Source organism: Paraburkholderia strydomiana (assembly GCF_046030495.1).
In the GTDB taxonomy this organism is placed as follows: domain Bacteria; phylum Pseudomonadota; class Gammaproteobacteria; order Burkholderiales; family Burkholderiaceae; genus Paraburkholderia; species Paraburkholderia strydomiana_A.
Window position 1 is genome coordinate 19,770 of the sequence record NZ_JAQQCJ010000002.1, and the last position, 12,195, is coordinate 31,964.

The 12,195-nt window shown below is 64.2% G+C and carries 9 protein-coding genes; 3 read left to right on the plus strand and 6 right to left on the minus strand.

Annotation, left to right across the window (positions count from 1 at the left end; all coding sequences use genetic code 11):
• Positions 1-10 precede the first annotated feature (10 nt).
• Entirely contained in the window at positions 11-2,332 is a 2,322-nt protein-coding gene (locus tag PQQ53_RS03280) for a two-partner secretion domain-containing protein (RefSeq protein WP_459252106.1), read from the minus strand.
• Positions 2,333-3,931: 1,599 nt separating this feature from the next.
• Between PQQ53_RS03280 and PQQ53_RS03285 the strand changes: the two genes are divergently transcribed.
• From PQQ53_RS03285 to PQQ53_RS03295, 3 genes are read left to right on the plus strand one after another with little or no spacing between them, the layout of a single operon-like run.
• On the plus strand, positions 3,932-4,384 hold the full coding sequence (locus PQQ53_RS03285; protein WP_408152138.1) for a hypothetical protein: 453 nt from the start codon (positions 3,932-3,934) through the stop codon (positions 4,382-4,384).
• A 9-nt stretch (positions 4,385-4,393) separates the two neighbouring features.
• A complete protein-coding gene (locus PQQ53_RS03290; RefSeq protein WP_408150757.1) occupies positions 4,394-5,098 on the plus strand; it encodes a nucleotide-binding protein in 705 nt (234 codons plus the stop codon).
• Positions 5,091-5,822 carry a hypothetical protein gene (locus PQQ53_RS03295; RefSeq protein ID WP_408150759.1) on the plus strand — a complete coding sequence of 244 codons (732 nt, stop codon included), beginning with the start codon at positions 5,091-5,093 and terminating at the stop codon, positions 5,820-5,822. The genes PQQ53_RS03290 and PQQ53_RS03295 overlap by 8 nt, the downstream gene beginning before the upstream one ends.
• A 268-nt stretch (positions 5,823-6,090) precedes the next feature.
• Here the strand turns inward: PQQ53_RS03295 and PQQ53_RS03300 are convergent, their stop codons facing one another.
• The 5 genes from PQQ53_RS03300 to PQQ53_RS03320 form a co-directional block, all read right to left on the minus strand.
• On the minus strand, positions 6,091-6,279 hold the full coding sequence (locus PQQ53_RS03300; RefSeq protein ID WP_408150767.1) for a DUF6900 domain-containing protein: 189 nt from the start codon (positions 6,277-6,279) through the stop codon (positions 6,091-6,093).
• A 147-nt stretch (positions 6,280-6,426) separates the two neighbouring features.
• On the minus strand, positions 6,427-6,672 hold the full coding sequence (locus tag PQQ53_RS03305; RefSeq protein ID WP_408323286.1) for a hypothetical protein: 246 nt from the start codon (positions 6,670-6,672) through the stop codon (positions 6,427-6,429).
• Between the two features lie 95 nt (positions 6,673-6,767).
• Entirely contained in the window at positions 6,768-9,020 is a 2,253-nt protein-coding gene (locus PQQ53_RS03310) for a ParB/RepB/Spo0J family partition protein (protein ID WP_408323287.1), read from the minus strand.
• Between the two features lie 123 nt (positions 9,021-9,143).
• Positions 9,144-9,977: a DUF932 domain-containing protein gene (locus PQQ53_RS03315; RefSeq protein WP_408140944.1), complete on the minus strand. Its 834-nt coding sequence runs from the start codon at positions 9,975-9,977 to the stop codon at positions 9,144-9,146.
• Positions 9,978-11,413: 1,436 nt separating this feature from the next.
• Positions 11,414-12,037: an SET domain-containing protein gene (locus tag PQQ53_RS03320; RefSeq protein WP_408323288.1), complete on the minus strand. Its 624-nt coding sequence runs from the start codon at positions 12,035-12,037 to the stop codon at positions 11,414-11,416.
• Positions 12,038-12,195: the final 158 nt, after the last annotated feature.

Sequence of the window (12,195 nt, forward strand, 5' to 3'; positions counted from 1 at the left end):
CTGCGTCAACTCATTGACCCAACTGCCAGCGCAAGACCGGATGCGTCGCCCCGACAGGCATCGCCCACACGCCATTCGGTCCAAAGTCGTAGGTGGGGCCGAAGCTTGCGGGCTGGCTCATCTGCGCGGTAGTCAGACCATTCGTCGCGGGAACCTGCTTTCCAAGTACGACGCCCACCGTGGCCCCCGTTGTTTGCTTATTCCAGAAGACCCCGGCGGCAATCACGCCCTGGTTGGAATCCGCGATTCCCGCGGGCGGTGAGATAAGTGGCACGCTCGTGATTGCGCCAGTCGCAAAGGACTGCTCGATCGTCCCGGTGTTGTTCAATACGAGACCGCCGCCGTTCGACATGCATGCGTTGGCCGACTGTCCACAGTAAGCCGGCGAGAAGAAGACCGGCCCGGTCGCATACGATTGCATGATAAGACCGGCGTTGCTGCCTACCAGTCCGCCTGCGCCCACGTTAGCGGCCGCAGCCACCTGGCCCGTTGCAAACGACTGGATGATCTTCCCGCCGACGGCGTTCGTCCCCACCAGATCCCCGGTCCGATTTTCCCCCAATATAGCGACGCTGGTCGACGAGCGTTCTATCGTTCCAGCGTTCCAGCCCACGAGTCCGCCGATGGACGCGGCGTATGGCACTTCGCTCGCGAAGTTTGTGTGATCATTGACGATCGTTCCGTAGTTAACCGCCGCGAGCACGCCCGCGTAGCCCGGGATGGGGGCAAAGATCGAGCCGTTCACTGTCAGGTTGCGTACGACGCCACTCGTACCCACCTGTCCGAACAGTCCCAACGACAGGTTTTGCCCGTCTGATCCGGGGCCGGCCGGAACCGCCTTCGCAACTGAAAAATCTGAAAACGGAAGGCTTGAGATCCGGTGGCCCATGCCGTCGAACTGCCCGGTGAACGGCGTGTTGGCGTTGCCTATCGGCACAAAGGCCCCGTCAGCATTGACGTCCGTGCCGAGCGCGTAGATGCCCGCGAGATCGCCGGCCACGCTATCCAGGTCGGCACCGGAATTGACGAGCTTGTAGGCGGTGCTCTGCGTGAGCAGTCCGCTGAACGGCAGCGGCGTCCATGCAGGATTGGTCCGTTGCGTGCCGGCGGTGTACGCGCCGTTCATGTCGTAGAAAGCACTGACGGTCCCGGTGCTGTGCGACCAGTCGATCGTGCCTCGATTGGTCACGCTGCCTGCGTCGCCGATGCTGGTCGCGTCGGCGCGCAGGATCAGATTGCCTGCGCCGTCGTTGGCGACGGTCGTGCCATTGGCCACCGAAACGTTGTGGTAAGCGGTTAGCGTGAGAGAGGCGGCGCCGTGCCATGCAAGGCTGGAAGCGACGTCGAGATCGCCCCCGGCGCCGTTGCTGCCGGTGGTCGTGACATCGACGGAAGTGCCTTTATTCAGGCTCCGCCTCAACGCGCGCGCGGCGGCGGCGTCGATCGTGAATGCAGGTGTCGAGGCATTCCATTGGCCGGCGTCAACCATTGCGTGCCTGCCGAATGCAAGTTGTGTTGCTTGCGTATCGACGGTTCCCCCGCTCGCGTCCGCGTTGTGCGCGCTGATTGTGCCGCGTTGCTCGACGCGGCCGCTTTCGGCGACAAGCCACACGTGCCCGTCGCGGCTGGCCGTGCCCGTCGCGCGGATGCGCGTGCCGCTGCCTGCGAGCGCATACACGTTGCCGTCGGCTGCCTGCAAGCTGACCTGCGCGGCAGTTATAAACCCCTTGTTGGCGACGGTGCCCTGACTGCCTGCCTGCACGAACACCTGCCTGCTGCTGGCCGAGTCCTGTAACAGCACCGTCTCGCCCGCCGCCAGTTCGACCGTGCCACTGGGCGCTTTTACCGTGCCCGCGTTGATGACTGCCTGACGCGCGATCAGGAACACATCGCCGCCGCTGGAACTGATTCTGCCGAGGTTGATCACGCTCGCGTCAGACGTGCCCGACAGCGTCAGTGCATCGCCGCCTTGGATGAAGGCGTCGTTGCAGATGTCCAGGGTGGACGCGACGAAACGTCCGCCCGTGCTGACCACGCCGGAGGGCCCCACGAGGATGCCTTGCGGATTGATCAGGTAGAGGCTGCCGGTGGCGGTGAGCTTGCCAAAAATCGATGACGGATCGCCGCCCGTTATACGGTTCAGCGTTGCGCCCGCTCCGTTGCTGAAGGCGACGGTGTTGCCGTTGCCGATCGAGAAGCTGTGCCAATCGATCACGCCGCGGGACGAGGACTGCACGATCGTTAGCGAAGTGGTGCCGATGCTCATCGCGCCCTGGCCCCGGACGAAGGTGCCACCCTGCGGCAGTGGTCCTGCCGCGCGGGCCATTGGCATGCACCACGCGGCGAGCGCGAGCGGCACCCATAGCGCAAGCGGCAGCGGGCGCCGAACACGCTTCCATGCGACAGGCCGGGACCGAGGCGCGATGAGTGCCGCGCCGACATACGCCAGCGTAAAGGACAGCCCATTGCGCGGGGTTTGGGGCGACTGGATCGCCAGTCTGGATGAATGACGCGACATGATCCCTCCCGAAACGTGGTTCGTGGAAAGTCGTTGCCGCGGAACGCAGGTTGTTGCGACCAGGCAAGGCGCGAAAGCCGCCATACCGCACAACACAGCCTAATGGTAGTAGCGCGTTTCGAAAGACAAAGGGGCATTTGCGCATGCACCTGGTCGGGTGCCCTGCTTGTACCTTGCAAAGGGGGGCGTGTCGAGCGGCAGGAATGGCCGATCAACCCTCGAAAGCTGCCGTTAACCTAGTGCGGGATCCAACGGCGGGGTCGGGTCGACAAGAGCCCGTGATGCTTTCCCGCAGCAGCCATTCGCCAGTCCTATATTTGTTGACGACCACTGAATTAGCGCGGCAGGTCCTTCTCCCCGCGCCATCAAGATAACTCTTCATATCTTGATGGTTTCATTGCTGTGTCAAGCTGGCATCTGGGAACGCGCCTGAAACGAGATCCTCGCTCCGATTTCAGCCAATTGAGTTTTCGGATGCCGATGCGCGTCATGCTGCGCGCGCCGTAGCACACGGCGGCGCCACAGGTCGTTGCAATGAATAGAAGATCGGTCCGGAGCACGGAACGCTGCATCCCGATTGTCGCGAACGATCCGACCGCAACGCAAGCGATGCCACAGCGGATTGATGCTCGTCCGCTGCGTTCCTTTGCGGCAATTCATCCGTCGGTTGGGTTTGCATAGTACGAGTGCGTCGCATGGCGCCCAAAACCGGCGGTAGCCTATCCTGCAATACCGTGTTCTCAGTGCGCATTTTGTCGCTCCGCGTAAACGTTTTGCGTTGAGGTTTCCGTCGCCGCGTAAACGTCCGTTCAGGCCCTGCACCATCATGTGCGAATGGGTGAGCAAGGGCGTTGCGTAGAGGTCTTCCTTCTGGAGTAAACGGCACGCGTATGCCTGTGCGTTAAAGGATGCGTAACCCGTGCGTGATGCTTTCGCGTTCAGGTGTCAATCGCGTGAGTAACGCGTGCGTGCCGTTGTGTGCATGTCTTGCGAATGGACACGCGTGTAACGTGTTCAGGGTCGGCACCGCTGCGTGCGTATCAGCTCCGCTGACGGTGTCGCAGGCTGTGCGCGTGACTGACGCATTGATGTTCGATTCGCTACGCTTGTGCGCGTCCTGAGTTCCTCTTGTTCGATGTGCATAGGCTGCGTACTGTTGGTCGACGTCCTGCGTAACCGGGGACGATGCCGGTCGAACAGCATGCGTGTCAGGAGTAAACCGGGATGCGTAACGGAAGATGTGTCGCACGCGTACGACAGGCAAAAAAAGTGCGTTGTTCTCACGGATTCTCGTCGCTTCCCAGGTGTTCCCATGCGCGCTTGCCATGCGAAAAAAGGTGGTTGACGCGTGTGCCCGCTATGCGCAGGATGGTGTGAAGGTGGTGCGTAACGGTGTGCGCAGGAGGGTGACTCATGCCTGTCGCGAGGGTCTATACAAAGTCGCAATGGGAGGCGTTCGCCCGCGCGCTCGATGCACTACCTGAAAAGCCCGAGGCTGAACATGGCGTCACGGTGCGCGATGCGATGAAAGACATGCGTGCACGCGTACGCGCGGCGCAGGTGAAGGGCTACACACTGGAGCAGATCGCGGAGCAGGCGAAGCCGCACGGCATCGACATCACGGCGGGAACGATCCGCTATGCGCTGCGCGCAACCGGGAAGGGCAGCGGTGCCGGGAATGGCACGCGCCCGTCGTCGGGCGCGCGTGCGGCAGGGCAGGCGGGCGGCGCAGCGGCGCGTCAGCCCGATGCGCCGCCACGCACGAATCAGGTCCGCAAGGACGGGGGAAAGACCGTAACCAGACAACCCATACCGGTGCAGGGCACGCTCGGATTTGCGATCCGGCCCGACACCGACGATCTGTAGGGAGTCGCCATGAGCACGACAGTCGACACGACAGTTAATCCCATCTATCTCGTCGGCGGCGGCAAGGGCGGTGTCGGCAAGAGCGTGGTTGCGCTTGCGCTCGTGGATCACCTGCAACGCCGGGGCGTGAATACCGTGCTGGTGGAAAACGATACATCGAACCCGGACGTGATGCGCGCGGTGCACGACGAGATCGATTGCGCATCATTCGATCTGGACACGGCGGGCGGCTGGATCGACATGGTGAACTACTGCGACGCGCATCGCGATGCGGTCGTGGTGGTCAGCACGGCGGCACGCAATCAGGACGGCGTCACGCGATACGGCGCGACACTGGGCAGTACGCTCGATGAACTCGGACGGCGGCTCGTCGTGTTCTGGGTCATCAACCGGCAGCGCGACAGTCTTGAACTGCTGCGGCAGTTCAGCGATACGTTCCCCGATGCGACCGTGCATGTCGTGCGCAATGGCCTGTACGGTACGGCTGAACGCTTCGTGCTGTATCACGATTCGAAGCTGCGCAAGACTATCGAGACGAAGGGCAGGTCGCTGGATTTTCCCGAACTGGCCGACCGCGTTGCGGATGACCTGCGCAGCCAGCGGCTGTCGGTACGCAAGGCGGTTGAGACGCTGCCCATCGGGCAGCGCGCGGAACTGCTGCGCTGGCGGGCGTGTTACGACGTGATGTTCGCGCAGGTGACCGGCGATGCGTGAGCGGCATACGCGGCGGGAGCAGCACCCGCGCCCGCCTGATCCGCTCGCGCGGCTGTTCCTTGAAGTGTGCGGCGAGCCGCCGGACGACACGAGCCTGCTGCGCATGCGCCGCGTGTCGGCGGCGCTGAACCTGCGTGACAACGACGCGCTGTGGTCGGTGCTGGCGGCGCTCGAATACTACGTGCGCCTTTACGAGGCGATACCGGAGCGCATCCGGCAGGCGGGCGCGGGCGGCGTCGATGCGGCGCGCGCCGAAGCGCAGGCGGCGACGCAGGCGCTAATGGTGCAGCATCGCGACGCGCTCGCACGCTGCAAGGAAACGATCACACTGGCGGAGAAGATGACTGTCGAGCACGAGGCACGCTACCGGGCGGCGCTTGCTGCGCTGAACGATGAGGCGCTCGCTGCGGTCACGCAGCGGGCGGCGAACCGGATTGCGCGTGCTGCCGGAAACCGGCTCGTGGCGGCGACGGCGGTCGCGGCACGTGAACAGCGGCAACGGCTCGATGCGGCGCTCGTGTCATTCGAGCGGGTCGCCATGCGGCGATTCGTGAGGGCGTGCTACGGACTGGTGGCGGGCGGACTGGTGGTGATGCTGCTGGCGGCTCTCGCGGGAGGGCTGGCAGGGTGGTGGGCAGGGCACCATTGGGTGCGGGCAGATGGTTTGCCGTCCGTCTTGACAGGCTACACCGCGCCGGTATCGCCTTCTGTCAGGCCGCAATGAATCACGAAGCGCGTCAGTCAGGGCTTGCCGTGCGCGAAGCCCTACTGGCGGCTCATCCTGCTGCCAATTTTCCAGTTCATCTGCTTCTGCATGACGGTGGCGACGGCGTCGGACAGGGCCAGTCCACAGGTCGGGCTGTTGTGAATTTCGTCGGTAAGGTGGCGAGCGTGCGGCGAGCGTGACGACTGTCGGGAAAAGCCCGGACGGTCTGCGTTTTGGCACCTGTCGTATTGGAGACCACCCGAATGGCGAGCGGCCAGGGTCGTGTTCAAGCAGCACCGGATCTCGCGCTGGCGACACCGGCCAGGTAAGCTGCTTCAAGCGCTGCCCGGATAGACCGGAGTGCAGTGTCGTAGAAATCGAGCCAGTCGGAGTGGCGGGTTTCGAGGGTTTCCACGCAAAGTATCCTTTTGGCGATTTCGGCAAGCTGCTGTCTTGCGGCGGGGCGGCAGGTCAGAAGTGTTCACGGCGATCTCCCGGCAAGGTTGTGACGACTTCATTCGCGCGCGGTTTCGCAGGTACATCAAGCGGTTTTGCCGGAACTGGCTGGACAGGGCGGGCATCCGCTGAAGCAGGCAGGCGGCAAGCCGTCTGCCTGCACGGGTTATACCTCGGCGGCGTCGCCTTCGATGAACGCGGCGGCGCGGCGGAGCATGCAAGCCGCCGCGTCGTACTGGTCGAAGGCAATCATCGGAGGGGTGTAGCCTTCATCGCGGGCGCGCAGCAATGCCATGTCGTAATGGCACCCATGTTGGTACTGCGTGCCGGTTGCCTCGACGGAAGTGAGGAAAAGATCGGGCGAACCCACGGCGTTGGTCGCGAGCACGACCATGCGGATATGGTTGAACATGACGGACTCTCCGGTTCAGGTGGGATGCGCAGGCGGCAGGGCGTGATGGGGTGGCGCTCCGCCTGCGCTGCCCCGTTGCCAGGGCGGGGGTGGGGTTACGCCGCGCGCGGGCCGGACTGCGCGGTGCTCACGGTGCCTATGCTGTCAGCGGTCGGGAAAGGCCACGGTGACTGCTCGCCAGCGGAGGCAGGCGCGGCGCACGCATCGGGCGGGGTGTCATTGGCGTGTTCCGGGCCGTGACCGGCATCCGCTTCCGTATCGGCGTCCTTGCCTTCCGACGTTTCTTCCGCTTCGGCTCCGGTTTCCGCACCGTCGGTCCCGTTCTCATCCTCATCGTCGTCGCGACTCTCCCATGAGGGTGCGGCCGGGATTTCCCGGTCGGTGAAGATTTCGGGCACCCAGGCGACTTTCGCGAGCCGCAGTTCGGCGGCGGCTGCAGCGTCAGCTTTCTTCATCTTTTCGAGGTCGGCTGCAGCCTTCGGCGATAGGGCGGCAGCGACGACTTCGGCAATGCGCGCCTTGCTGACATGGTCGAAATACGTGGCGCGGGTGGGCGTCCAGTACCCGGTCATGTCGAGGTTCAGCGCACCTGCGAGCGCGTTGATCGCATGCGGCCTTTCTTCGCCCGCGATCCCGTCGAGCAGGGTGCCGGTGCAGAACGCGAGCAGATCGAGCAGCGTCGTGCCGGGGTCCTGCTGGACGAGCCAGGGCAGCAGGTCAGCCCGCTTCGCGGGCAATTCCGCGATCCACCGCGCGCGTTGCGTCTCGATGGCGCTCCATGCGGGGCTGGTGTCCAGGTCGTCGGCGGCGCGCAGCAGTCCGTCGTGATTGTTCGTGCCGGTCAGGGCGAGGAAGTCGCGCGCGGACGTGTGCCCGAAATGCTCAGGCAGCGCCTTCGGGACCAGGTGATGCAGCAGCGCGGCGAGCGCCACGGCGGGCTGTGCGGCGAGTTCCGCACGCATGGCGGCGGTGCGGTGCGCGGTGAGGCGCTGGCAGAGCTTTGCGCTGTGGGCCGGTTTGACCTTCGGGACTGTTGCGCACACCGCATCGTGCGCTTCGGCTTCGGGCGTGCCGGTGACATGCGCACCTGCGGCTTCGAGCGCGTCGGCGTTCTCGCGGCGCACGAGGCCGCGCTCGATGACGAGTTCGCCCTGCGGTCCGACGATGACAAATGCCCCCGCTTCGGCCATCTGCTGTTCGTCCCATACGACCGCGACGCTTTCGAGGGCGATGAGGGCGGCACTGACGTGCTCGATCTCGTCATTCAAGCGGTCCGCTTCCTCGTAGGCGCTTTCGTCGTCCTCCGGCAGCGCCTCCAGCTTTTCGGCGAGTCCGTCCTGCTGCGCGGTGAGCGCGTCCATCTGCCGCTGTTCGTCGTCGGTGTACGGACGCTGGACCGGACGCAGCCTGCCATCGCGGTTCAGTTCTAGAAAGTCGCGCTCGACGCGTGTTTCAATCCAGCCCCATCCTTCTGCGCGCACTTCCTCTGCGGCGGCATCGAGCTTCTGCGCGACGAGCTTCCGCAACAGTTCCGCGTCGGCAATGTACCCGGCGTTTTCGTCGTCGCTGAACAGATCGCGGCGAACGTAGCCGCCCGCTGCTTCGTAGACGGCAACGCCGACGAAGCGCACGAGCCGGCTGCGGCTCGCGTCGATCTCGGCACGCGTGATGGCCTGCCGCAGATAGTTGGGCTGGCGCTGCCAGTCATTCGCGTCGAACCAGATGTGTTCCTGCGTTTCATGGTCGTCTGCGAGGGCGAGCGCGGCAAGCTGATCGAGCGTGATCGCATCCTCGCGCAGCAGCGCGAGCAGCCTGGGCGACACGTCGGCGAGCTTCATGCGGCGCTTGACAGTAAGCGGCGACGCGGAGAACAGCGCGGCGATGTAATCGACGCTGCGCCCTTGCTCGGCCAGCATCCGGTACGCGCGCAGCACGTCGAATGGGTCGAGTCCTTCACGTTCGCTGTTCTCGATCAGCGAAATGGCGAGGGCTTCGCCTTCGCTGACGAGGCGCACCGGCACCGGATAGTCGGCAGCGATGTGCTTCTGTTCGAACAGCAGGTCGAGCGCGGCCTCGCGGCGCTGGCCCGCGCAGACACCATAGCGGCGCTGTTTGCCGCGTCCGCCTTTCATTTCGTGAACTACAAGATTCTGCAAAAGGCCCTTGGCGCGGATGTTGGCGGCGAGGCCTGGAATACCCGAAAGGGGTTGGGTGCGGGCGTTGAGTGGCGAGGGCCGCAGGCTGGAATACGGCACGGTGATGACGGGTTGCTCGTTGCCGAAACTGGTTTCGAGCGGCGATGCGCTTTCAGTGGTTTCTGCTACAGCAGTTTCAACTTGGGCTTGCATGACTGACTCCAGAAGGTTGGAGAGAAGGTTCCGGGTCGGCTGCTGCCGGATACGTCAGGACTTGACCCGGAGAGGAGTCCTGATCGACTTGGGAGCGGCGCGGAAACGCCGCCCCTGCGGTGCTTACGCCTTCATCTGGTGCATCGCCTCAGCGAGCATCCACAGCGCGCGGTTGAGCTTCACGTTCTGGTCGATGCCGGTGATGGGACGGGTGGACATGGAGCGTCCGCTGCGCGAGCGTCCATGCAGCCCGCCCTTGGTGAGGTTTTCCTGGACCCTCTGAAACACCGTCCAGAGGTCGTCGCGGCGATCCTCGAAGCGACGCGGGGCGAGCAGTTGGCTGTCGGTGACAGGTGCGGGGGCTTCGGCGTCGGTCGGGTCGTAGCGCAGCGCGAGCGCGGAGCGTGCGAAGGCGTACTGTTCGTCGCGGTCGAGCGTGAGGGCCTTCATGCCTTCCTTCTGCTCGCGGATCAGGTCGAAGCCGTCGAGCACGTCGAACGCGCCGTTGATGACGTTCTGCACGATGTTGCCCTTGTGGGGGACGCGGATATCGCGCATGGTGTCTCCGGCGACCATGCCGTTCTGGCAGACAAACCGGTAGGCCCCAGCCAGCATCTGGTAGCTGCTCGTGCCGTCATGCGAGTTGAGCAGGATGATCTCGTTGGCTTCTTCGCCGGTGATTTCGTCGGCGTGCCGCATGCGGATCATGTGTTTGGTGAATTCGCGGCGGTCGTCGTGGCGCACGCGAGTCTGGCAGACCATGAACGGCTGGAATCCTTCGTTGCGCAGGCCGCACAGCACGTCGATGGTGGGGATGTAGGTGTAGCGCTCCGAGCGGCTTTCGTGCTTGCCGTCCGCGAAGATGGACGGGGCGACGCGGTGGATCTGGTCGTCCGACATGGGTGAGTCGGAGCGGAGCATCGGCGAGCCGTAACGGAAAGAGGAAGCGAGTTGCATGGCACTCTCCACAACAAAAGAGGTTGATCGGTGTTGCGCTGACCGGGCTCCAAGATTCCGCCCCGTTGTAGGGGTTGGGCTCGTCCTGGTGGAACCCGGGGTTGGCTTTACCGCCGCCAGTCTCCTGAGTTCGCGCCCGTGCGACTCAAGGAGCCGGTGGCGGGCAAACGTCAAGGAAAAAAGGTGAGGGAGGGGTGCGGGCAACACGGTCCCTCGCCCCTTGACGTTTGCCCGCCATCGGCTACGGTCGCGGGTGTCGGGCGGGAACACAGGAGACTGGTGGATGCGAAGCGTCGGGTTTGACCGGGATGAGCCGCCGCGCGGCGAGCGCGAATGTGGAGGCCGCGTGAGGCCTTCACCTGACTGGGGGTTAAAGGTCTTGGGTGTCGGGGGTTGAGGTTTTGCGCCAGGGATTGAAGCCCGGGAGGGCCGGGACGCCGCCGGCGGCCCGGTGCGAAGCACGAAAGCCCGCCCGCAGCGCAGCGCGGGGGCGCCCGGTGAGGGTTTCAGCACTGCGATAACACAGCCTGCTGCACCGAACCACTGACACCGGTCGTTGAGGACAACGCCATGACAGGCGGTGGCGACATTCGGCTGGACACGCCCCTTTGCGACGAGATCTTCAAGGTATGTACGACAGATAGCCTATGCCCGCGCCGGTACGTGCCGACAGAGCTGGCATCGCCCGCGTCGTCGCTAGAATGCCGGACTGGAAAACAGATCGTTACTACCGATGCCTTTGCCAGCCGATGTTGAACTGCTCGCGGGTTTGAGCATGCATTCCCAGGGTGCTACACCGAAACCGCATGGCCCGGCGCCCAGCCGTTCACGGACCAGCGCGTTCGCCGGATCGCGTATCAGGTTCCGGGACCACGAACTCATGGTGGTCGAGATTGGACCCTTCGCGCATGCGCGGGGCGCCACCGTGACATTTCGCGCGCGATCGGTGGGCGCGCAGGCCGTACGGGTGGGCGCAATCATCAAGACGCGCTGGGGCGTTTGCGAAGTAGTGGCCTGAACAGTGAGCAGGCGGGAGATCCCACGCCGATTGCTCACGCGTGGCTAAAGCGTGCACACGAATGCGACCTGAAGCGACCGACCGGGTTCGCGTGCTGACGCAGATTCTTGCGGCGTTCTGGCAGATCGTGATGACGTCTTTAGCGTTCGAGGTTCAGCAGATCGGGAGGCAGGCGCATCGCCGGCACGGGGGAACTCTGGGGAGGGCTGTGCGAAGCGCAGCCCGCGTGCGACATGGATTCTCCTGACCAACGCGCTGGCAGGCAGCCGGACGGGATCGGCGGTGTCGACCATGCTCATGCCGGAAGTGCCAGTGTTCTGCCCCAGCGTTGCCCGGTGGTTGCACGGGAGGTTCACGCCGGGCACGACACCCTGTGAATTCCACCGCTCCGCGACGAAGCAGCATCGGGAGCTTCCCGCTATGCGTCGATCAGCGTGTCCGCGATAGTCGTCCGAATGTGGATTGCGGCCCGTGCTGCCACGTCCGCATCCGCACTGTCCTCGACCAGCCCACGGGCAGACACTGAAATATGCTCTTTCCCAGACTGCCTTCCCCGTCTGGCCAGCATGGTTCCCCGGCAGTCCGGCGCGCCGCAATGGCAGGCGTACCGCTCCCGAAGCTGACGGGTGTGCCGTCCTTCCACGAAGAGCGCGTAGTCGATGCACAACTCTTCGCCGGCGAGCACCGGGTTCACGGTGCGAATGAAGATCCGGCCATCGCGGTCCTCGGCTTCGCAGTTGGGGCGACATGCATGGTTGACCCATCTGGCACTGTTACCGCCGATTGCCCCGTCAATGACGGTACCGTTGCCGACGTCGAAGTAGAAGGTGTGATCCGGCTGTGCCGGATCGCGCGGGTGACGAAGCACGACCTCGTCCCATGAGATCCGTTCGCCCAGGTACTCACAGATGAGTTCGCCGGCCACAAGTGCGCGCGTGGCGAACACCCCTCTGCCGTGAACGGCTGACCGCCGCACAATAATCCGGCTGCGATGACGCAGGACACTGGCAGGTTTCAACGGGAAGGCATCAAGGACGTTCATCAGAGGCATCGTCGATACGGTTGCGAGGGCGGAGGTAATCGACCCGGGGAAGAAACATGGATTGCACGACCGAAATTTCCGTTGCAACCGGTGCAGCGCGTTACCTGCATCAACGCTGACGATGGCAGGGAAACAGTCGTGCGGCGTGGACCAGGCTG

Coding starts and splice junctions, on each gene's coding strand:
- PQQ53_RS03285 (WP_408152138.1), top strand. CDS start 3,932: ATGCCTGTCGCGAGGGTCTATACAAAGTCGCAATGGGAGGCGTTCGCC.
- PQQ53_RS03320 (WP_408323288.1), bottom strand. CDS start 12,037: ATGAACGTCCTTGATGCCTTCCCGTTGAAACCTGCCAGTGTCCTGCGT.
- PQQ53_RS03295 (WP_408150759.1), top strand. CDS start 5,091: ATGCGTGAGCGGCATACGCGGCGGGAGCAGCACCCGCGCCCGCCTGAT.
- PQQ53_RS03315 (WP_408140944.1), bottom strand. CDS start 9,977: ATGCAACTCGCTTCCTCTTTCCGTTACGGCTCGCCGATGCTCCGCTCC.
- PQQ53_RS03280 (WP_459252106.1), bottom strand. CDS start 2,332: ATGCCAATGGCCCGCGCGGCAGGACCACTGCCGCAGGGTGGCACCTTC.
- PQQ53_RS03310 (WP_408323287.1), bottom strand. CDS start 9,020: ATGCAAGCCCAAGTTGAAACTGCTGTAGCAGAAACCACTGAAAGCGCA.
- PQQ53_RS03290 (WP_408150757.1), top strand. CDS start 4,394: ATGAGCACGACAGTCGACACGACAGTTAATCCCATCTATCTCGTCGGC.
- PQQ53_RS03305 (WP_408323286.1), bottom strand. CDS start 6,672: ATGTTCAACCATATCCGCATGGTCGTGCTCGCGACCAACGCCGTGGGT.